Origin of the sequence: Dendronalium phyllosphericum CENA369 (assembly GCF_016056275.1) — a bacterium.
Taxonomy (GTDB): Bacteria; Cyanobacteriota; Cyanobacteriia; order Cyanobacteriales; family Nostocaceae; genus Dendronalium; species Dendronalium phyllosphericum.
Window position 1 is genome coordinate 18,108 of sequence record NZ_JAECZA010000010.1, and the last position, 23,901, is coordinate 42,008.

General features: G+C 43.0%; 9 protein-coding genes and 1 pseudogene. 7 read left to right on the forward strand and 3 right to left on the reverse strand.

Features of this window, described 5'->3' with window-relative positions:
* Positions 1-11: 11 nt before the first annotated feature.
* The 7 genes and pseudogenes from I8752_RS04250 to I8752_RS04275 form a co-directional block, all read left to right on the forward strand.
* Positions 12-3,032, forward strand: a pseudogene (locus I8752_RS04250) (type I polyketide synthase); the annotation flags it as partial.
* Positions 3,030-3,500, forward strand: coding sequence for a phosphopantetheine-binding protein (locus I8752_RS38560; protein WP_404827072.1), 471 nt, complete (start codon positions 3,030-3,032; stop codon positions 3,498-3,500). The pseudogene I8752_RS04250 and the gene I8752_RS38560, both read left to right, overlap by 3 nt.
* Positions 3,501-3,883: 383 nt before the next feature.
* Positions 3,884-10,750, forward strand: coding sequence for a type I polyketide synthase (locus tag I8752_RS04255; RefSeq protein ID WP_214431087.1), 6,867 nt, complete (start codon positions 3,884-3,886; stop codon positions 10,748-10,750).
* A 19-nt stretch (positions 10,751-10,769) separates the two neighbouring features.
* On the forward strand, positions 10,770-12,077 hold the full coding sequence (locus tag I8752_RS04260) for an MFS transporter (RefSeq protein ID WP_214431088.1): 1,308 nt from the start codon (positions 10,770-10,772) through the stop codon (positions 12,075-12,077).
* A 114-nt stretch (positions 12,078-12,191) separates the two neighbouring features.
* The gene (locus I8752_RS04265) at positions 12,192-12,407 is read left to right on the forward strand and encodes an MbtH family protein (protein ID WP_214431089.1); all 216 of its coding nucleotides are present in this window, start codon (positions 12,192-12,194) and stop codon (positions 12,405-12,407) included.
* 88 nt (positions 12,408-12,495) lie between these two features.
* On the forward strand, positions 12,496-14,790 hold the full coding sequence (locus tag I8752_RS04270) for a M28 family metallopeptidase (RefSeq protein WP_214431090.1): 2,295 nt from the start codon (positions 12,496-12,498) through the stop codon (positions 14,788-14,790).
* A 380-nt stretch (positions 14,791-15,170) separates the two neighbouring features.
* On the forward strand, positions 15,171-20,546 hold the full coding sequence (locus tag I8752_RS04275; protein WP_214431091.1) for a trifunctional serine/threonine-protein kinase/ATP-binding protein/sensor histidine kinase: 5,376 nt from the start codon (positions 15,171-15,173) through the stop codon (positions 20,544-20,546).
* 179 nt (positions 20,547-20,725) lie between these two features.
* Here the strand turns inward: I8752_RS04275 and namA are convergent, their stop codons facing one another.
* The 3 genes from namA to I8752_RS04290 all read right to left on the reverse strand — a co-directional run bounded on the left by namA (position 20,726) and on the right by I8752_RS04290 (position 23,691).
* A complete protein-coding gene (namA, locus tag I8752_RS04280) occupies positions 20,726-21,793 on the reverse strand; it encodes an NADPH dehydrogenase NamA (protein WP_214431092.1) in 1,068 nt (355 codons plus the stop codon).
* Positions 21,794-22,036: 243 nt separating this feature from the next.
* Positions 22,037-22,252, reverse strand: a complete 216-nt coding sequence (locus tag I8752_RS04285; RefSeq protein WP_214431093.1) for a hypothetical protein — start codon at positions 22,250-22,252, stop codon at positions 22,037-22,039.
* Positions 22,253-23,127: 875 nt separating this feature from the next.
* Complete coding sequence (locus tag I8752_RS04290) at positions 23,128-23,691, reverse strand: DUF2808 domain-containing protein (protein ID WP_225895432.1); 564 nt, start codon at positions 23,689-23,691, stop codon at positions 23,128-23,130.
* Positions 23,692-23,901 lie beyond the last annotated feature (210 nt).

The window sequence follows — 23,901 nt, forward strand, 5'->3', positions numbered from 1 at the left end:
GAAGGTAGAACATGGATCTCAGTACATCCACCCAATACACTGGTTTAGAAGTTGCTATTATCGGTTTATCTGGGCGTTTTCCCGGAGCGAAAGATACTGATGAGTTTTGGCACAATCTCATTAATGGTGTTGAGTCAATCTCATCGTTCTCGGATGAGGAATTATTATCTGAGGGTATAGACCAAGCTTCACTAGATAATCCCGACTATGTGAAAGCGGGATCTGTGTTGACAGATGTAGAGAAGTTTGACGCTGCTTTCTTCGGCTACACCCCTAGAGAAGCCGAAATTATCGATCCTCAACACCGCCTGTTTTTAGAATGTGCTTGGCAAGCGTTAGAAAATGCTGGCTATAACTCCCAAACTTATGAAAGTCCCATTGGTGTTTTTGCTAGTTCGGGCATGAATAATTACTTGCTAAATAATCTTTATGGCAATCGGGAGTTGCTAGAAACATCAGCAATTGCTGCCAATGATAAAGACCATCTCAGCACTTTGGTTTCTTATAAACTCAACTTGACTGGGCCGAGTATTACCGTGCAAACGACTTGCTCCTCATCGTTAGTTGCCGTTCACCTCGCTTGCCAAAGCTTGCTGAGTGGAGATTGCGAGATGGCTTTAGCTGGTGGTGTTTCCATACCCTTGCCTCAAAAGACAGGTTATCTCTATCAACAAGGCGGGATTTTATCTCCCGATGGACATTGTCGCGCCTTTGATGCTAAAGCACAGGGAATGGTTGTTGGTGCTGGTGCGGGGATTGTTGTTCTCAAGCGACTAGAAAATGCTTTAGCAGATGGCGATCGCATTTATGCTGTCATCAAAGGTTCGGCAATCAATAATGATGGTTCGTTAAAGGTTGGCTATACAGCTCCGAGTGTGGAAGGACAAGCCAAGGTAATTCAAGCAGCCCAAGTCATGGCTGAGGTAGCAGCCGAGACAATTACTTATATTGAAGCCCACGGTACTGCCACAGCTTTGGGCGACCCCATTGAAATTGCAGCTCTCACCCAGGCTTTTCGGACAAGTACCGACCAAAAACAGTTCTGCGCCATTGGTTCAGTTAAAACCAACATCGGACATTTAGATACAGCCGCCGGTATCACCGGTTTAATCAAAACTGCTTTAGCACTCAAACACCAAATGCTGCCGCCTAGTTTAAACTTTGAGCAGCCTCATCCGAAAATTGACTTTGTTAACAGTCCCTTCTACGTCAACACTCAATTAACTGAGTGGAAAACATCTGGTACACCCCGACGAGCCGGAGTTAGTTCCTTCGGCATTGGCGGTACTAACGCCCACGTAATTTTAGAACAAGCACCAGATATCGCAACTTCAGAAACTAACCGTCCTTCGCAATTGTTACTCCTGTCAGCCAAAACTAATTCTGCATTGGAAACCATGACGGCTAACCTAGCAGAATATTTGCAGCAGCACCCCAATCTGAATCTTGCTGATGTCGCATATACCTTGCAAGTCGGTCGCAGAACCCATAAGCACCACCGGATGTTAGTCTGTCATGACCAAGCAGAAGCAGTAGTTGCATTGCAAACCCTGGAACCAAAACAAGTTCTGACTCACTCTCAAGAACTAACACGACCAGTGACTTTTCTGTTCCCCGGTCAAGGCTCTCAGTATGTGAATATGGCGCAGGAACTTTACCAAGTAGAGCCGACATTTCAGCAGGAAGTAGACCGATGCGCTCAATTGCTCGAACCTCACTTGGGATTGGATTTGCGAACTGTACTGTACCCAACTGAAGATTTAGCAGTCGCCACCCAACAACTTAATCAAACTTATCTCACCCAACCAGCCCTATTCGTTATCGAATATGCTTTGGCAAAACTGTGGATGTCTTGGGGTATTCAGCCAGAAGCTATGATTGGTCATAGCATTGGCGAATATGTAGCCGCTTGCTTGGCAGGAGTGTTTTCTTTAGAAGATGCTCTAGCTTTGGTTGCAGCACGCGGTCGGCTAATGCAGCAACTACCGCCAGGGTCAATGCTGGCTGTACCTTTACCAGAAAAAGAAATCAAACCCTTTTTAAACTCAGAACTTTCATTAGCTACTATCAACACACCATCTATGTGTGTAGTTGCAGGGACAATAGACGCTGTAGCAAGCTTGCACAACCATCTGACGAGCCAAGGTATAGAATGCCGTCCTCTGCATACCTCCCATGCTTTTCATTCGGCAATGATGGAACCAATTCTGTTGACTTTCACAGAGTTAGTCAAAGGTTGTCGTTTGAACCCGCCACAAATTCCCTACATTTCTAATGTCAGTGGTACTTGGATTACTGACATCGAAGCTACAGACCCCAATTACTGGGCCAAACATTTAAGGCAAACAGTACGATTTGCTCAGGGTATAGAGGAATTATTGCAAGAAAGCGATCGCTTATTCTTAGAGGTTGGCCCTGGTCGCACATTAAGCACCTTTGTTCTCCGCCATCCTAGTAAAAAACCAGAGCAAATAACACTGGCTTCCTTACGCCATCCCCAAGACCAACAATCAGATGCAGCTTTCTTGCAGAACACCTTGGGACAGCTTTGGTTAGCAGGTGTGCAGATAGATTGGTCTGGTTTATACACTGACGAACATCGCCAACGGCTGTCTTTGCCAACTTATCCTTTTGAACGCCAAAGGTATTGGATTGAACCGCAAACATCAAAATTAGCACCAGTCAAGCAAGATACAGCTTTAGCAGTAAATATCGCATTGACACAACAGAAACTCAACTGGTTATTGTTTGTCGATGAAAGTAGCGCAAGCAATCAAATCATACAATTTTTGCAGGTGACAAACCAAGAAGTAATTACTGTCAGAGTTGGCGAACAATTTAGCAAAGTCGGAGAACGCTCGTACACAATTAATCCGGCTTTGAGTCAAGACTATGACAGCTTGTTGCAAGAATTGCAAACATTAGAGACAATTCCCCAAGCAGTTATGCAGTTGTGGAGTTTGACACCAAGTGTAAATATGCAGTTGTTTGCAAATATGCAAAAGCTGGATTTTTCCAGCCTGTTAAACTTGCGACTAGAGCAGTTACAGCAAATTGCACTTAGAGAAAATCAAATCAATTCTCAAGTAGTTGATAAAGTAAATTCATCCTATCCTAGACCAAACCTTGCAACTCCTTATATTGCTCCTAGTAACGAACTAGAACAACAAATAGCTAATGTTTGGCAAAAAGTTTTTGGTTTTGAAAAAATAGGAATTGATGACAATTTCTTTGATTTGGGTGGTGACTCTCTGTTGGCAGTTCAAGTTACTGCTGACTTGAAAAAGTTACTCAATAAAGAAATCCCAGTAGTTAGTCTTTACGAAGGTCTAACAATCCGCTCGCTTGCAGAATTCCTAAACAGCAATGAAAATGAGAATCCTGAAGAAATAACCATTGAGATCGAGGAACAACAAGAGAGAATAAATCGGCGACAACAATATCAAAAACGCCAAAGACTCAATAAAGAAAAGCGTGAGATTAGTTTAGTAGATGTGTAATATCAAGTTTTGTTACTTACTTGTATGAAAAACTTTACTTCCATCCCCTCTTTTTATTAAGGAGAAGGGTGAGGTTAAATGAAAATTATCAGTAACTATGCAAACTTAATATTACTAGTACCGCTGTGTGTAATTAGTAATTACCCTAATGCAAGGGGTTCATGGATTTGGAATTGGTGCTTGATTTACGCCTTGCTGTACTAAACATTGCGATTTAACGCGTTATAACGTTTCAAAAAGTGAGAAAAATTCGGAATTGATGATGAAGGACTTGTGGAATATTGTTGAGTGCGATCGCTAACTCCTCAACTATCAATATTGGCTCGATAATTACAATACTTAAAAATTAGCAATTAAGTAGTATTTAAAAATCAAGGGTAACTGTGAATAATTCAGAAAATTTAGACAATCTTACTGGTTCAGAAATTGCTATTATTGGTATCGCTTGCCGCTTTCCTGGAGCGAATAATGCTGATGATTTTTGGCAAAACTTACGGGATGGCGTACATTCCATTTCTGCTTTAAATGACGAGACTTTGCAAACTGCGGGAGTAAACCCAGATTTATTAAAAAATCCCAATTATGTCAAAGCAGAACCGATTTTAGATGACGTAGAGTCATTTGATGCTGGATTTTTCGGCTACTCTCCGACTGAAGCCGAAATTATGGATCCCCAACAACGCTTATTTTTAGAATGCGCTTGGGAAGCGTTTGAAAACGCTGGTTACGATCCAAAAACTTATAAGCGTAATATTGGTGTGTTTGCAGGTGCTAAAACCAGCACCTATATGTTTAATTTATTTTCTCATCAAGGTAATCCTCAGTACACTGACCCTTTCCAAGTAGGATTGGGAAATGATTTATCCTGTCTTTCAACACGCGTTTCTTACAAATTCAATTTGAAAGGGCCGAGTGTTAACGTGCAAACGGCTTGCTCGACTTCTTTGGTGGCAGTACATTTGGCATGTCAAAGTTTACTGCTTGATGAGTGTCAGATGGCTTTGGCTGGCGGTGTGGCGATTAATGTTCCCCACAGAACGGGTTACCTTTACGAACCTGGAAGCGTTGAGTCACCCGATGGATATGTGCGGACTTTTGATGCTCAAGCACAGGGAACAGTTTTTGGTAGTGGTTTGGGTGCTATTGTTTTAAAGCGATTAGAGGATGCGATCGCAGATGGCGATAGTATCTATGCTGTCATTAAAGGTTCGGCAATTAATAATGATGGTTCTCTAAAAGCCAGTTTTACCGCTCCTAATGTCGATGGTCAAACTAAAGTTATTTTAGAAGCGCTAGCGAACGCTCAGGTTGAACCTGAATCTATCAGCTATTTAGAAGCACATGGCACAGGCACGCAAATAGGCGATCCGATTGAAATTAGAGCGCTAACCAAAGCTTTTCGTACTAGCACCCAAGTAAAACAATACTGTGCGATCGGTTCGGTGAAATCTAATATTGGTCATCTTGATGCTGCTGCTGGTATTTCTGGCTTAATCAAAACGGCATTGGCGCTCAAACATCAACAAATACCCCCCACGCTGCACTTTCGGCAACCTAATCCCAAAATTGATTTTGTTAACAGTCCCTTCTACGTCAACACCCAGTTAAGCGAATGGTCGGCGAAAAATACACCCCGGCGTGCAGGTGTGAGTTCCTTTGGTGTTGGTAGCACTAATGTGCATGTGGTGATGGAAGAAGCGCCCGTTCTCGAACCATCCAGCGATACTCAACCTTGGCAAGTGTTGCTGTTATCTGCAAAAACTGCTGCTGCTTTAGAAACGACTACTGCTAATTTGGCAAAGCATCTCAAGCAAAATCCTACACTTAACCTTGCTGATGTTGCCTATACCCTACAAGTCGGTCGCCACCCTTGGCAATACCGCCGCATGGTAGTTTGTCGCGACATCGAAGAAGCTATCTCCTTATTAGAGTCCCCACAACCCGATCGCGTCTTTGATGATGTGCCAGAAACAAGCGATCGCCCAGTGGCGTTTATGTTCAGCGGACAGGGCGCTCAGTACGTACAGATGGCTGGCGATTTATACCAAAACTTGCCAACTTTCCGTAAGGAAGTTGATAGATGCTGCACTTTGCTGAAATCGCATTTGCCCTTGGATTTGCGTCAGGTAATTTATCCTACCAATCCCGAAGCAGAACAACTAGCGCAGCAGCAACTTACGCAAACATCAATTACTCAACCAGCGCTATTTGTGATTGAGTACGCTTTGGCGAAACTGTGGATGTCTTGGGGTGTTCAGCCAGCAGCCGCGATCGGTCATAGCGTTGGCGAATATGTGGCGGCTTGCTTGGCGGGGGTTTTGTCCTTAGAAGATGCCTTGAAGCTCGTGGCAACTCGCGGTCGGCTGATGCAGAGTGTACCACCAGGTGCGATGCTGGCAGTGGCGCTACCGTCCGCAGACGTGCTGCCATTACTCGGTCAAGAATTATCTTTAGCAGTAGTTAACACTACCAATCAGTGCGTAGTTGCTGGAGCTAAAGAACACTTAGTAGAGTTGCAAACAAAGTTCGAACATCAAGGAGTGAAGTGTCGCGAACTTCACACTTCCCACGCCTTTCATTCGCTAATGATGGAATCCATTCTAGATGAGTTTCAGGCGCAGGTTGAAAAAGTCGCGCTGAAAGCTCCCAAACTTCCTTATGTATCCAACGTTACAGGAAAATGGATAACCGCAGCAGAAGCCACAAACCCCCGCTACTGGGTACAACACTTGCGTCAAACGGTGCAGTTTGCTGACGGCGTGCAAACATTGCTGCAAGACAGCAAACGCATATTATTAGAAATTGGCCCGGGAAATACGCTGGCTACCTTGGCAAGACAACAAATCGTTGCTGGAGAACAGGTAGTACTGACCTCACTGCGCCATCCCAAAGAAGCGATCGCAGATTTGCCATTTTTGCTGACAACAGCTGGCAGACTATGGTTAAGCGGCGCATCGGTGGACTGGGAGCAGATGAGGGCAGCAGAAACCCGGTATCGCGTACCACTACCAACTTATCCTTTTGAACGCCAACGCTATTGGGTAGACTTTCAACTCCAAACCCCACAACAAACTCAGCCAGAAGTTGTTTCCCTAAGCAAAAAGCCAGATATTAGCGACTGGTTCTACATTCCCTCTTGGAAGCGAACAATGCCGCCTTTGCCTGTGGCTTTAACAGAGTTAACACCACAGCGATGGCTATTGTTCGTTGACGAATGCGGTGTTGGCGAATTGCTAGCACAACGACTGCAAGCTGGCGGACAGCAAGTGATTTGCGTGCATATAGGTAACTCCTTTAGCAAAGTTACCCCAGGACACTACACCCTCAATCCCACGCAACGGGCAGACTATGACAGCTTGTTGAAAGAGTTGCAGACAATAGAAATGCTACCACAACAAATTGTACATCTGTGGAGTGTGACCGCACCTTTAGAGCCAACCCAAGCAACTCAGGTAGCAAAGCAAGCTGACACATTCTTTTATCAGTTGCTATTTTTAGCCCAAGCACTAGGACAGCAGAATCTCAGCGATAAGTTACAACTGGCGGTAGTGTCCAATAACTTGCAAAATGTTACCGACTTAGAAGTACCAGCTCTAGAAAAAGCGGTTGTGCTTGGCCCTTGTCGGGTAATTCCTCGCGAGTTTCCTAATATTAATTGTCGCAGTCTTGATATCACTTTGCCCCAAGCTCACAAAGAGAAACTGAGCGACCAAATCTTAGCAGAATTGCTGCAAGAATCAACTGAGAATGTAGTTGCTTATCGAGGAAATCAACGCTGGGTACAAACCTTTGAAACAGTACCATTAGCCAGTCAAGGTAAGGCTGTTTCGCGGTTACGACAAGGCGGAGTTTATCTAATTACTGGCGGCATGGGCGGTATTGGGCTTGTACTGGCAGAACATCTGGCAAAAACGGTACAAGCACGGTTAGTTTTAACTCAACGTTCGGCATTTCCCCAAGTACAAGATTGGGAAAGCTGGCTAGCGACTCACGATCTTAATGATGATACAAGTTACAAAATCCGCAAAATACAAGCATTGCAAGACCTGGGAGCAGAGGTTTTAGTTGTTAGCGCTGACGTTGTTAACCAAGAACAAATGCAGAAAGTGCTGCAACAAACCTACGAGCAATTTGGCGAACTGCACGGTGTCATCCATGCGGCTGGTATTGCTGGTGGAGGGATGATTCAACTGAAAACTCCAGAGATGGCAAACAAGGTGCTGTCACCAAAAGTAACTGGAACCTTAGTACTGGGTGAAGTCTTGCAGGATGTGCAGTTAGATTTCTTGATCCTCTGCTCATCTTTGCAATCAATTATGGGTGAGTTTGGACAGGTTGATTATTGTGCTGCTAATGCCTTTTTGGACGCTTTTGCTCAATATTACACTGCAAAACATAACGTATTCACCACAGCAATTAACTGGGATTTATGGGAGGATGTTGGCATTAAAGTCAATACAGCAATACCGATGTGGATGCAAAAGCTGCGACAAGGTACTGTTGGTTTTGAAATTGCTCATCCACTATTAGATAGATGTGTGGAAGAATCACCCGAACGAGAAGTATTTTTAACTGACTTTAGCATTAGTAAGCATTGGGTTTTAAACGAGCATAAGCTAGTAGAATATGCCATTCTTCCTGGTACAGCTTATTTAGAAATAGCTAGAGCTGCTTTTGCCAAACACGCCGATCGCGGTATCGTGGAAATCCGCGAAACATCTTTCTTGCAACCCTTAATTATCCCTGAAAACGGCAACCAAGAAGTCTATACAATCTTAAACAAATCCCAAGACATTTTTGAATTTACCGTTGCCAGCGGTGATGGGCAACAGCAAGAACACGCCACAGGCAAAATAGTTTGTGTAGCGCCTGAACCGCCCAAACAATACAATATTCAAGAGATTTTTAACAGGTGTCCTCAAATCCGGGATATTGTAAATGCTCCCGAAAAGCATGATGTTGATAATCAACAATCGATGCAATTTGGCCCCAGATGGCAGAGTTTAAAACAGGTACATTTTGGCAAAAACGAAGCTGTAGCAATGCTCGAACTGCCACAAGAGTATGCGGCAGAAGTAGAACAGTTCGCTTTACATCCGGCATTATTAGATGTTGCCGTGACATTGGCTCAGGAAGAAGGAGGTGCTGATTATTTTCCTTTCTGGTACAACCGTATTCGGATTAAAGCATCCTTACCCAGCAAGATTTATAGCTACGTTAAACACAAAGGCGATCGCGATTCCTCTAAGGAAACTATAAGTTTTGATGTCGCGATTATGGATGAATCTGGAATTGAACTCGTCGAAATTGAAGGTTTTACATTGAAGAAAGTAACCGATTTAGGCGTGTTTGATTTTGCAGCTAACAGCGATGATTCTCAGCAACTACCAGAAGAAAACGTTTTGGGAGAAGGCATCTTATCCCATGAAGGAGTTGAAGTGTTTACAAGGGTGTTGAGCCGGAATATGCTACCCCAAATTCTCGTTTCTACCACCGATTTGCAAGCCTCAATCGAGCAAGTTGCTCTGTTGATGCAATCAAATATCGGTGAGGAAATCGAAAAAATTCAGGGAACGACAAAACATCCCAGACCAAAATTACAAACTCCCTATGTTGCGCCCAGGACTGAGCTAGAAAGAACCTTGGCAGAAATTTGGCAAGCGGTGATTGGCATTGAACCAATGGGAATTCACGATAACTTCTTTGAGTTAGGCGGAGACTCAGTTCTAGCTATCAGAATCATCGCCAAAGCTAACGAAGCAGGATTGCAACTCTCACCACCACAACTATTTCAACATCAAACGATCGCCTCCCTTGCAGAAGTCATTGGCAGTTCTGCTGAACTTCAACAAACAGCAATTGAACCAGTGTCACTCACACCTTTGTTGGATAAACAAAGTTTAGAGCATTTGCTGGAAAGTGAGTCAGATGTGCAGGATGTGTATCCATTGACACCCATGCAACAGGAGATGCTAATCCAGTCTCAACGCGCCCAAACAGCAGGTTTGTATTTCCTGCAATTTGACAGCACTTTCCGGGGGGAAATCGATTATCAAGCATTTACACAAGCTTGGCAGCAGCTAGTAGATAGACATGCAGTATTGCGTACCTCCTTTAAATGGGAAGGTTTAGCCGAAAAGGTGCAAATTGTCCGCACCCATGTAAACTTATCTTGGGACAGACACGACTGGCGGCAACTGTCGCCAACCCAGCAGCAACAGCAACTAGAAGCCTTTTTAAACGCAGATCGGGAACGGGGTTTTGACCATACCCAAGCTCCTTTAATGCGATTGGCGTTAATTCAGATGGCTGATGATGTGCATCAATTTGTTTGGAGCATCCACCATGTATTGATGGATGGCTGGTGTTTCACGTTGATATTACAAGAAGTCTTTGCTCTTTATGAGGCATTCCGACAAAATCAAAAACTAGAACTAGAAAGCATTCGTCCCTACCGCAACTATATTGCTTGGTTACAGCAACAGGATATGTCCAAAGCGGAATCTTTCTGGCGACAAGCATTACAGGGTTTTAAAAGCCAAAATCTTCTGGGTACAAATCGACCTGCTAATGACTGGCTTCAACTTCAAGAAGAGTACGGATTGCAAACATTGCGCTTGTCAGCAGAACTCACTGCTGCCCTCCAGTCCTTAGCACGCCAGTCTCAGATTACCCTCAACACTCTCATAGAAGGAGCTTGGGGCATATTTTTGAATAAGTTTAGCGGCAACAATGATGTAGCTTTTGGGATTAGCGTTTCTGGTCGTCCCACGGATTTAAAAGGCGCTGATTCCATGATTGGACTATTTACCAATCTGCTACCAACGCGTATGCAAATATCACCGGATACTCATGTCCTGCCTTGGTTAAAACATTTCCAAACCAAACAAGTCGAGTTACGCCAGTATGAATACAGTCCCTTGACGCTGGTACATCAGTGGAGCGAAGTACCGGAAAACCAACCTTTGTTTGAAAGTATCTTGCGGTTCCAGAATTACCCAATTGATGATTCCTTGGGAGAGCGTTTGTCAAGTTTGAAAATCGAAGGTTTCCGCGCTACTGACTTCTGGTCTTACCCACTCTGTATTGCTGTTACCCCTGGTGTGGAAATGTTTGTCGAGATGACCTACGATTACCGCTATTTTGATGCTGAGGCGATCGCCCGCATACTCAACTATTTGCAGACATTACTAGCAAGCTTGGTGGCGAATCCTAACCAACGGATTATCGAACTACCACATTGGACATAAGCAAAGCGAATGGCAGAAAATGGCAACCTTAACTTCCAGCAGTAAATTCTCAGTTTTTGTTCTCATCTGGTTTGGACAACTTGTCTCCTTAATCGGTTCCGGTTTGACTCGTTTTGCCTTGGGTATTTGGGTATATCAACGCACTGGTTCGGTAACTCAGTTTGGACTGATTTTACTGTTCACTACGTTGCCAGGTATTCTCCTTTCCCCAGTCGCAGGGGCACTCATCGACCGCTGGCCCAGGCGTTTTTGTATGATTTTGAGCGACAGTGGCGCGGCTTTGAGTACTCTCGTCATTGCTTTGTTACTGTTTACTGGCAAACTAGAAATCTGGCATATTTACTTGGCAAGTGCGGTCAGTTCTGCCTTCAATGCTTTCCAATGGCCTGCCTATGCTGCTGCTACTACCCTCCTGGTTCCCAAGCAACTTTTGGGGCGCGCCAATGGCATGGTGGAGGCAGCAGAGGCAGCTGCTGAGATTCTTTCACCTGCGATCGCTGGCGTGCTGATTGCAACTATCAAGATACAAGGCATCATTTTTATTGACTTTGCCACGTTTATTTTCTCCGTCATCACTCTGTTGTGCATCCATTTTCCGGAAGTCAGGACTATTAGTGAGGGTAAAGCAAACAAAGAGTCTTTGCTGCAAGAGGCTGCCTTTGGCTGGACTTATATTACTGGGCGATCGGGGCTACTAGCGTTACTAGTGTTTATTGCTGTCGTCAATTTCCTCACAGGAGTGGTCAACGTATTAGTGACACCATTAGTACTCGCTTTTGCACCAGTCACCGTGCTTGGTAGTGTTATGTCCGTTGGCGGTAGCGGTATGCTTATTGGCAGTTTGCTGATGAGCATCTGGGGTGGGGTCAAGCGCCCTATATATGCCGTACTCAGCTTTACGCTCTTGGGAGGGTTAAGCATTATCTTTGCTGGACTGTGCCCCTCTATTCCTGTGTTTTTTGTGACAGCGTTCCTCTACTTCTTTGGTTTGCCAATCATCAACGCCTCCGGCCAGGTAATCTGGCAGAAAAAAGTTGCACCTGATATTCAAGGACGGGTGTTTGCTGTGCGGCGAATGATTGCTTGGGGTGCTTTACCATTTGCTTATTTGCTAGCCGGGCCGCTAGCCGATCGCGTGTTTAACCCACTGCTAGTTGCGAACGGGCCGCTGGCTGCAAGTATCGGACGGATTATCGGTGTCGGGCCGGGGTATGGTATTGCTCTGTTATTTGTGGTTATGGGAACGCTGACTGTATTTGCTGCGATCGCTGGCTATTTTTATCCACGTTTACGGTTTGTAGAAGAAGAACTACCAGATGCTCAGTAGACGGGAGCGGGGCCAAACTTAACTAAAATTAATCTACTTATCTACTAGCAGAAATCTGAAATCATCAATAACTAAGTTGATTAATTATTTATCTGAAATAGGCAATAAATCACAATGAATATATCCGAAAAAGAAAGTACCGCACTTTACAAAGTCGTAGTAAATCACGAAGAACAGTATTCAATATGGCTTGCTAACCAAGAAAATGCTCCCGGCTGGCAGGACGCAGGGAAAACTGGATCTAAAGAAGAATGTTTATTATACATTAAACAAGTCTGGACTGACATGAGACCCCTTAGTCTTCGCCAAAAAATGCAGCAAGCATTTTAGATATAACCTCTGTAAAGATGTTGCACTTAATGTCTTTACAGCGTGGTTTATCTAACTAAAAATAGCAAATAAAAATATTAGCTGACTGATGAAATATTTTAAATTTATTACCTTTTTGTTCATTTTATCTCTGGTATTTTTGGGCATTTATCAGCTAAATCCTCCCCGTGCAGTGGGCATCAATGCACCTCTTGTAGAGTTTTCTGCTGGTAGGGCAATGAAACACCTTGAAGTTATTGCCCAAAAACCTCACCCCATTAATTCACCAGAACATGTAAAGGTGCGCGACTATATTTTAAAAGAGTTGACAGCAATGGGTCTTCAACCAGAAGTTCAGAAAACCACAGTTGTTAACAATAAAAATGGCGCTCCCTTTGCTGCTGGAACTGTACATAATGTTCTTATCAAACTTCCAGGAAGTAATAGCACTAAAGCAATTTTACTAGCTGCTCATTATGATTCAGTTGCCAATAGTCCCGGCGCTAGTGATGATGGTGCTGCTGTTGCGGCAATGCTAGAAACAGTTAGGGCTTTAAAGGTAGGTTCATCGTTAAAAAATGATGTAATTTTCTTGTTTACTGATGGGGAAGAACCTGGTTTGCTAGGAGCGATCGCTTTTGTTGAAGAACATCCGTGGAAAAAAGATGTTGGTTTAGCAGTAAATTTTGAAGCTAGGGGAAATAGTGGCCCCTCACTCATGTTTGAAACCAACAGTGAAAATGGATGGCTCATTCAGGAATTTGCCAAAGCATCGGTTCATCCAGTTACCAGTTCGCTTTTTAATAGCATTTATAAAAAATTACCTAATGATACGGATTTTACTATCTTCAAATCAGCAAATTTTCCTGGACTAAATTTTGCTTTTATTAATGGTGTCATTTATTATCATACAGCCTATGATAATTTACAAAAAATTGACCGTAATAGCCTTCAACATCACGGTGAATATGCCTTAGCATTGACGCGTCATTTTGGAAACTTAGATTTAACAAATATTAAGCAAAGTGATGCTGTCTACTTCGATATTTTTGCTTCATTCATCGTTAGCTATCCAGAAGCATGGGTAATACCTTTGACAGTTTTAGTAGTTGGATTATTTTTTGGGGTGACAATACTTGGGTTTCAAAAAACACATCTTTCATTCTCTGGAATAAATTTAGGATTTTTAGCTTTATTTATAAGTATTATCAGTGTTGCAACAGTTGTCACAGTTATTTGGTGGTTGATTAATAATTTACATAGTGAATATAGAGTGATTATTCAAGGCGATACATATAACAGTAATTTGTACGCGATCGCCTTTGTAACTCTCGCTATAGCTATTACATCTGGTGTTTATATTTATTTTTACCAAAAGACAAACATCCAAAACTTAACTTTTGGTACATTGCTTTGGTGGCTGATATTCATGGTATTAACTAGTATATATCTACCAGGGGCTAGTTATTTATTTACATTGCCATTGTTATTAAATCTTGGAGGATGGGGATTTATCTTCGCTACTTCTAAGAATTACCATTTGGGACTAACGTTTATTATTTTATCTGTATGCTCCATTCCAGTAATTATTCTATTTGCTCCTACAATATATTTGATGTTTGTTGCCCTTACCATAAGTATGGCTGGAGTAGTAATGGTGATGGTGGTATTACTACTAGGACTGCTCATTCCCCATTTTTATTTATTTATAACTCCTCACAAATGGTTGTTGCCTGCTACAGCCCTACTGATAAGTTTGAGTTTGATGATTGCTGGTAGCTTTACAGCAGGTTTCGATGCTAACCATCCTAAACCAAATAGTATTTTTTATGCTTTAAATGCGGATACAGGAAAAGCTATCTGGGCTAGTTTTGACGAACAACCAGATGAATGGACATCTCAGTTTCTTTCTCAAAATCCAGAAAAAGCTTCTTTAACTGAATATTTACCTTTTGCTTCGAGACAATTTCTTAAAAACCAGGCTCCTGCACTTTCACTAGCCGCACCGAAGATTATATTACTTGGTGATAATACAGATAACGATACTAGAACGCTACGTTTGCAGATTATCTCATCAAGGCAAGGACGTATTGTACGTGTATATCTAGATCCAAAAATAGAAGTTTTAGAGGCTACTGTTAACAGTAAAAAAATTGATGATCAAATCAATAATTCAAATAATGATGGAACTTGGGGCTTGAATTATTTTGGACTTCCTCAAGAGGGTATCGAGCTTACCTTAACAGTGAAAAAATCCCAGTCTTTAAAACTCAAAGTAGTCGATCAATCTGATGACCTTCCTGAAATACCAAATAAGTTTTTTCGTCAAAGACCAAATTATATGATGCCTACAGGATTTGGAAATAGTGATTCAACCTTAGTAAGCAAATCTTTTACTTTGTGATCTCTATATCTTAAATTTTTTACTTTTGATAATTTTGGGGATTTCCAGAGAATAAAATATACAAACAATAAAAATAATAATCATTTTATTGGGGAGAGAAAGCGGTTGGCGACCGCTTTCTCTCCCCAATTGACAGAAGAGGGGTATCATCAATTATGTGAAAATCAAATAATCAAACTATTGCCACAAACACGGCGTTTCAAACATATAAGTTGTTTTAGTTTTTTATAGTTAATTAATGACATTTTGAGCCAGTAATTTTAGAGCAAGCAATTGTAAATTTGACCATAATTATTAATTTTTGTCTCTAAAAGTTAAAGATAATCTTAAACCGGGAATTTTATATACATAAAAAAGATTTGTAAATCAAAATAAGATTTATGTTGACAATAACTGGTTATTGCATAAACGAGCTAATTTATTCGAGTTCCAATACCCTAGTACATCGCGCTCTTAGGGAATTAGATCGAAAACCAGTCATTATTAAACTACTGCGGCACGACTATCCCAGCTTCAGCGAATTGGTGCAGTTTCGCAATCAGTATGCGATCGCAAAAAATCTCGACATCCCTGGCATTGTCCAACCGCTGAGTCTAGAACCATACCAAAATGGCTATGCTTTGGTAATGAAAGACATCGGTGGCATTTCCCTACGCGATCGCATCCAGGCTGCCCCTTTGAGTGTCGAACAATTCTGGCCCATTGCCCTACAAATCGTAGATATCCTCCACCAGCTCTATCAGCAACGGATTATTCACAAAGACATTAAACCAGCTAATATTCTGATTCAACCAGAAACGGGGGAGATTAAGCTGATTGACTTTAGCATTGCCTCCCTGTTACCCCGCGAAACCCAAGAAATTCAAAACCCTAACATTCTCGAAGGCACACTCGCCTATATCTCACCAGAACAAACCGGGCGGATGAACCGGGGGATTGACTATCGCAGCGATTTCTATTCTTTGGGAGTTACCTTTTTTGAACTGCTCGCGGGACAGTTACCATTTCCAGTAGACGAGCCAATGGAAATGGTTCATGCCCATATAGCTAAACAACCACCGTCTATCTGCGATCTCAACCCCGATTTGCCCATCATGCTCGGTGAAATCATTCGCAAGCTGATGGCCAAGAATGCGGAAGACCGCTATCAAAGCGCTCTCGGTCTCAAGCACGATCTGTTGCGATGCCAGGAAGAATATCATGTTGCGGGCAAACTCGCCTGGTTTGATTTAGGGCAAAGGGATATTAGCGATCGCTTTTTGATTCCCGAAAAACTCTACGGACGAGAACAAGAAGTTCAAAGCTTGCTCGATGCTTTTGGCCGAGTTGCCAACGGAGCCTCCGAACTGATGCTGGTGGCAGGTTTTTCCGGTATTGGCAAAACTGCCGTCGTCAATGAAGTGCATAAGCCGATTGTACGTTGGCATGGCTATTTCATTAAAGGAAAATACGACCAGTTCAACCGCAATCTGCCGTTTAGTGCCTTTATCCAAGCCTTCCGCGACCTGATGGGTCAACTTCTAAGCAGTGATGACGCGCAGTTAGCTGATTGGAAAGCGAAAATCCTGACGGCAGTGGGTGACAATGGGCAGGTACTCATCGAGGTGATTCCTGAACTCGAACAGGTAATTGGCTCACAACCCCCAGTACCAGAACTCTCCGGTAGTGCTGCTCAGAATCGTTTCAATCTGCTGTTCCAGAAGTTCATCACGGTGTTCACCACGCCAGAGCATCCACTGGTGATTTTCTTGGATGACTTGCAATGGGCTGATTCCGCTTCGCTCAACTTGCTGAAGCTACTGCTGACAGAACGCGAGCGCGGTTATCTGTTCGTCATCGGAGCCTATCGGGATAACGAAGTGTTCCCGACTCATCCCTTGATGCTGATGCTCGATGAGGTTAAAAAAGCCCAAACCTTTATCCATACCCTCACCCTAGAACCCCTGAGCCAAGCCCATGTGAATCAGTTAACCGCAGATACACTAAGTTGTTCTGTGGAACTGGCTCAACCGCTTTCGGAGTTAATCTATCAAAAAACCAAAGGGAATCCCTTCTTCCTCACCCAATTTCTCAAAGCACTGCATGAAGACGGCTATATTTGGTTTGACTTTCAGACAGGACATTGGCAATGTGACTTGGCAACGGTGAAGTTACTCGCGCTCACGGATGATGTCGTCGAGTTCATGGCACTTCAGTTACAAAAATTGCCGACTGCCACCCAGACTGCTTTGAAACTGGCAGCTTGCATTGGCGCTCAGTTTGATTTGTCTACCCTGGCGATTGTTAATCAGCGATCGCCCGAAGATATGGCGCTCGACCTCTGGAAAGCCTTGCAAGAAGGCGTGATTTTGCCCATCAGCGATGTCTATAAGTTCTACCAGCTATCAGAACTTCACGTGGCAGAAGTCCAGCAGCCATTAACCTTTAACTGTTCTTATCGCTTTCTCCACGATCGCGTCCAGCAAGCCGCCTATTCCCTCATCCCTGACGAGCAAAAACAGACGACTCATTACCAAATCGGACAACTTCTGCTGCAACAAGTTTCCCCAGCCGCTAGAGAAGAGCGCATTTTTGAAATCGTCAATCAGTTGAACTATGGAACCACGCTGATTGGAAAACAACAGCAACGGGACGAACTCGCCCAACTCAACCTCACGGCTTGCCGCAAAGCCAGAGCCGCAACCGCCTATCATGCCGCCCGTGAATATGCCACAGTCGGGCTGCAACTGCTGGGAGGAGATGCTTGGCAACGGGAGTACGAAATAACTCTATCTCTGCATGACTTAGCTGCCGAGGTCGCTTTTTTGGCTGGTGCTTTTGAGCAGATGGAGGAGTGGATTGAAGCGGTAATTCATCGTGCAAAAACGCCTCTAGAACGAGTGCCAGTTTATCAAGTCAGAATTCAGGCATTGGTCGCCCGCAATCAATTTGTCGAGGCGATCGCGATCGGTCAATCAGTCTTCCGGATGTTGGGCGTGAACCTGCCAGACGAACCAACCCTAGATGATATTCGCCTCCTGAAGCAAGAAATTGATGCTTTAATTGAGGGTCGCTCCATCGAGTCATTCATTCATCTGCCGAAAATGACCGATCCGCAGCAATTAGCAATTATGCAAAATGCGGCGCGGCTGACACCAGTTTGTTATATGTCCGGCACAAAGCTTTATTTTCTAGTTGTGGCACTCCAGGTCAAATTATCGATTCAATTTGGCAACAGTCCAGTTTCGGCGTTTTGCTACGTAGGTTACGCCTTCCAACTGAGGATGCTGTGGAGCGATATGTCAAAAGTGCCTCAGTTTGGGCAATTAGGATACCAACTCGCCTTAGAACCCGATGCCAAAAACATCCGAGCCGCAACTGCCATGTTAATGGGGGCTTATGTGGGTTCTTGGACAATCCATCTGCAAGACACGTTGCCTATTCTACTAGATGGATATCAAGCCGGGTTGGAAACTGGCAATCTAGAATTTATGGGTTACGATGCCCAGTTGTACTGCTTCAATGCGTATTGGTACGGTCAAGCGCTGGCTGAACTCGAACCCCAAATTCGCGCCTATTACCAGCAGTTGTCCGACCTCCACCAAGTCACGGCGGCAAACTGTGTATTGGCTTACTGGCAAGCGGCGCAAATTCTCTTAGGTCAGTCAGAACAAGAGATTCCCTTACGCCAGGATGCCTACGAACAGAAAGTTCTGGATGAGGCCAAAGTCGATTTTTACCGATTATCGTTCTTTTACCTTTATCGCTTCACCTTAAATTACTGGCTGCAAGACTTTGCCAAAGCTGAACACGATGCCGCTCAAACGCGACAGTATTTAGCTGGCGGGATGGGAAGTATCGTTGAACCAATCTTCTATTTCTATGATTCTCTGACCGTGCTGGCTAATCCTAGTGAGTCAATGTCCCTTTCAGAACCGCAATGGCAGCAAATACAAGAAAATCAAGCCAAGCTAAAAGATTGGGCAGATTATGGCCCCATGAATTACTTGCACAAATATCATTTAGTTGAAGCGGAAAAATATCGCGTTCTCGATCGCAAAACCGAAGCTATAGAATTTTACGATCTGGCGATCGCGGGGGCTAAAGCCAATGGCTATTCTCAGGAAGCAGCCCTTGGCAATGAACTGGCGGCAAAATTCTATCTGGATTGGAACAAAGAGCGCATCGCCCAAGCTTATATCATTGACGCTTACTATGGCTATGCTCGCTGGGGGGCGAAAGCCAAACTCGCTGACTTGGAAACTCGCTATCCCCAACTGCTAGCTCCCATCTTCCTAGGGGCGCAGACACCACTTTCTATTGACGAAACCTTATTTTCCACTGCAACTGTCACCTCGACTAGTACTTCCTCCACCAGTCTTTCTGATTCTCTGGATCTGGTTGCCATCCTCAAAGCATCGCAAACTCTTTCGGGTGAAATCGAGCTTGAGCCGTTAATTGCTACTCTCTTGCTAACGGTAATGCAAACCTCTGGGGCGACGCAGTGCGCTTTGATGTTGAGTGAGGGGCAAAATCTCACAGTTCAGGCGAGGGCAGAACTTACGGCATCGGGTCAAATCGAAACGCGGATTCTGCATCCAACCCAGTCACTTGCCGATAGTGGTATAGTGCCGATCGCTCTGGTAACAAAAGTCAAACGCAGCTTGCAGCCTGCTGTGATTAGTAATGCCGCGCAAGAGCCGCTATTGCTCGGCGATGCGTATATCCAAAACCAACAGCCCAAGAGTCTGCTGTGCAGCCCGATTCTGCAACAGGGCAAGTTGCTGGGCATAGTCTATCTAGAAAATAACCTGGCAACGGGAGCCTTTACCCACGATCGCGTTGAGGTACTGAATCTGCTTTGCGCCCAAGCTGCGATTTCACTGGAGAATGCTCGTCTCTATCAGCAAGCCCAAGCATATACTCAACAGCTCCAAGAATCTCAGCTTCAGATTGTGCAAAGCGAAAAAATGGCGGCTTTGGGTAACTTGGTGGCAGGGGTGGCTCACGAAATTAATAACCCAGTCGGCTTCCTCAACGGCAGTATTAACAATGCCAAAGATTATGTACGAGACCTGTGTGAGTATTTAGATACCTATCACCAGCATCAGCCACCTACGGGTGCAGTGGCCGAATTAGCCCAAGAACTTGATTTGGAGTTTATGTTGGAGGATTTACCTAAGTTAATTGACTCGATGAAAGGCGCAAGCGATCGCATCAAAGGCATCAGTACCAGCCTACGTACCTTCTCTCGTGCCGATACGGAACACAAAGTTAAAGCCAACTTGCACGAAGGGTTAGATAGTACGCTGTTGATTCTCAAGTATCGGCTCAAAGCCAATGAAAATCGGCCTGCCATTAAAGTTATCCGCAACTACGGTAATATCCCTGAAATTGATTGCTTTCCCGGTCAGCTTAACCAGGTGTTTATGAACATTCTGGCTAATGCGATTGATATGTTCGATGAAATAGCACAGCAAACAAGCTTTGAAGAGTTAGAAAATCATCCCCAACAAATCGCGATTTCCACTGCATTATTATCCGAACAAAATGCGGTTGAAATTCGTATTTCTGACAACGGTAAAGGCATGAATGAATCAGTTAAATCTAAGATTTTTGAGCGTTTGTTTACCACTAAAGAGGTTGGCAAAGGAACGGGGTTAGGTTTAGCGATCGCCCATCAGATTGTCGTCGAGAAACATGATGGTCGGCTGGAAGTTCAGTCCCAATTGGGAAAAGGCTCTGAGTTTTACATCTCACTCCCGGTTCGGGGTTAAATCAACCATCGCTGCGGCATAGGCAAATTGATAGAATGGCACTAAGTTAAATGTTGAGACTGACGCAAAGATATTTTTGAATGAATTTTAAGAGCGTCCCCCCGTCTTTGCGTCGCCGCGTCGGCTTATCTTAGCGCCATTCGGACATGATATAAGTCTTAGTCTCTTTAAGGGGAGTATTACAGCCAAGCTCGGTCATACTGAACTGGCCAAAGTTTTTCGTGTCCTAGCTGTTTAGCTGCTAGGTGAGGCCAATAAGGATTGCGAAGTAGTTCGCGTCCTAACAGAACTATATCGGTTGCTTCTGTGCGAATGAGCTGGTCAGCTTGTTCTGGGGATGTAATTAAACCTACTGCTCCTGTATAAATATTTGCTTCACGGCGGATGCGTTCGGCAAACTGGGTCTGATAACCAGGTTTTATTGGTACGTTAATGCCTGGTATGATTCCCCCTGACGAGCTATCAATCATATCTACACCCAAAGACTTTAGTTTGTCGCTCAAATCAATACTTTGTTCGATGTCCCAGCCTTTATCTACCCAATCAGTCGCAGAGATGCGTACTAAGAGTGGATATGTTTCAGGCCATACCTTTCGCACTCCCTCAACGATTTCTCTCAACAAACGAGTACGGTTTTCTAAGCTACCACCATAATCATCTTGGCGATGGTTAACAAGGGGTGAGAGGAATTGGTGCAGCAAGTAACCATGAGCAGCATGAATCTCAATGACCTTGAAACCAGCTTGCAAAGAACGTTTGGCAGCTTCGACAAAGGCTTGAATAATTTGCTGAATCCCCTCAAGACTCAGGGCTTCAGGTATGGGACTTTCTTTACTAAAAGCGATCGCACTACTCGAAATCAAAGACCGCCAGCCATCTTGAGATTCGTCGAGTACTTTTCCTCCTTTACTTGGTTTTGCAGTGCTAGCCTTTCTACCTGCATGGGCAAGCTGGATACCTGCAACAGCACCGAAGTTATGAATTAATGCTACAGTCTTTGCTAAACCTTCTATATGTGCATCTGACCAAATTCCTAAATCTTGTGGAGTAATACGTCCGCGAGGCTCAACAGCAGCAGCTTCTGTTAGCACTAACCCTGCACCGCCAACCGCACGAGAAGCTAGATGAACTAAGTGCCAGTCGTTAGCAAATCCATTCGTACTGGAATATTGACACATGGGTGAAACAGCGATGCGGTTGCGAAACGAAACATCACGCATTTTGAATGGTTCAAATAGGTGTGCCATTAGTATTGATTCTTGATTGTTGCTAACTCAAAGAAATTGGGAAGGGATTTACTAGCTGAACTAACAGTGACATTCAACGGTTATAGATTTTCTCTTACGTATACTGAAACAATCGATAAACGCTATAACCAACACAAATAATTGAGAATCACAAACGCTATGTTGTGACAATGCTTTATTGCCAGTAGTCACAATATGGCTCTTGAAAATTCATTGTCATGTTTCTAGATGTAGAGACGTAACCTAAATTTTTTTTGAATGACTAAAGTTATTCTCAGAACTTCGCGGGATAAATTTATTACTTGGCTCTTGGCTTTGCCATTCCCAGATGTCTCGTTTTCCTTGTTCTTGCTGTTCTCGATCTACTAATAGCTGTATCCGCTCTGGTAATTTATTTTCCTGCCATAGCGACCAAAATTCTTCAAATAAAGATTCTCTCTCAACTCGTTCAAAAAACATTGGTTTACTCTCCAATCCTGCCATAATTTCAGTTTAATAACTACTGTCTATAAATAATAAAAAGAGCGAGATTTTATCTTTTGAACTTTCGCAGTATTTAAAATACAAGTAATACTCTTTATGCATATTCCTTATTAATAAAACTTTTCAAGTATAGTTGGTATAACAAATTGTTTGGCTTCTAAATTCTAGGTCAATTTTCATATGTACTTACTGTAACTAAACACAGAATATATTTTGGATATCTGACTACTTCCTATGCCATAGATTGCGCTTTAATTCTTAAAAAGCACCTGTTTGAGTAGAGGTAACAATAAATTTTGTATCTGGAAATAATTGTAAAATTTTTACATGATGATATACTGATTTTGACAAAAAATTGCATGAGTTATTTTCTCTTTTCAAGTAGTATATGGCTCTATGCGAACGTCAAAAGTAACAAATTTAATTTCTAATATTTCCTAAAATATCAGCAGATTATTTACAAACTTTAAAATATCTTCAGATATTCTTTTCCCCACACTAACTGGGTTAAATGTTCGTTAGCAAACTTTTCTGTGATGAAATTGATTTAATTAACCGCAGGGTACGTAGAGAGAAAAGATAAGTTATTAAAGTTGCAATAGTGACTCACCTCCTAATTTTAGGAATTTAAATACTAAAAATCAATCGATTTATCGTAGTATTAATTTGTAATAGTTGCATATAATTCACTAAAAACAAAAATTTATGAATATTTAGTAATAATACTTAATGAAAATAATACTTTAGTACTAAAGTTTTTCGCCCCATAAATTAAGGACAAGTTATAGTTCTTGTCCTTAATGGTTAGGGTAATAAATTATCTATCGAACAAGTCAGGCGGGCAGATTAAATTAACTCTCTGTGTATGTGTCTTTGTAAAATTGCAGGCGGCCAATGCCAATAAATTGACCGACGGTTTGCCCTCCAGAGGGAAATGCTGTCACGCCAATTAGATATACGCCATCAGCAAAGGGATTACGATAAGACCGCAGACCAATAGTGACTGTTTTTCCTGGCGGTATGGGAGAGTCAAAGTTTACTACTAAAGTCTGTTGTTTGTCATTGCTTTTCACAGCTTTAAGTGCTAACTTCGATCCTTGGCGATCGCGTGTTCCTTCAAAAGCAAAAGTATTGTTCTGATTCAAGTCAATATCTTCCGTTCCTTGAATCTGCTTAAAGGTAACTTGTTGCAGCGGTTCCCCAGCAGTAGCTGGTACTTGCAGCGTGAAATAATATGTTGTATCTGAAACGCTTGTGTCATTGTATGGAGTGCTAGCACTGACCAAACGTGGTGGTTGGGCAAAGGCGATCGCACCATTACCCAAAGTAACTGCATTGGCTGCCAACTGAGGTAGCGACAATATTCCTCCACTGACAACAATTACTGTGCTTAATAACCCACTAATGTACTTCATAATTTTATTGACACCTTGATGATTTTTTGCTTCAAACAGGTTGAGTTTTTATTGAAATTCGCGTAGAAAAAATCGACAAATCAATGGTTGCAGTTGCGCTAATCGGCTACTGCAATCAAATCTACGACTATATTTTTAAGTTCTTCTAGTGTTTTTTAGTATAACAATTATCTATTTTTCTAACTCTATCGAATGGATAATTTAGCTTAA

Bases quoted from the DNA above. Each gene is read 5' to 3' on its own strand.
- I8752_RS04260 (WP_214431088.1), top strand. From the start codon at position 10,770: ATGGCAACCTTAACTTCCAGCAGTAAATTCTCAGTTTTTGTTCTCATC.
- I8752_RS04275 (WP_214431091.1), top strand. From the start codon at position 15,171: ATGTTGACAATAACTGGTTATTGCATAAACGAGCTAATTTATTCGAGT.
- namA (WP_214431092.1), bottom strand. From the start codon at position 21,793: ATGGCACACCTATTTGAACCATTCAAAATGCGTGATGTTTCGTTTCGC.
- I8752_RS04290 (WP_225895432.1), bottom strand. From the start codon at position 23,691: ATGAAGTACATTAGTGGGTTATTAAGCACAGTAATTGTTGTCAGTGGA.
- I8752_RS04285 (WP_214431093.1), bottom strand. From the start codon at position 22,252: ATGTTTTTTGAACGAGTTGAGAGAGAATCTTTATTTGAAGAATTTTGG.
- I8752_RS04265 (WP_214431089.1), top strand. From the start codon at position 12,192: ATGAATATATCCGAAAAAGAAAGTACCGCACTTTACAAAGTCGTAGTA.
- I8752_RS04270 (WP_214431090.1), top strand. From the start codon at position 12,496: ATGAAATATTTTAAATTTATTACCTTTTTGTTCATTTTATCTCTGGTA.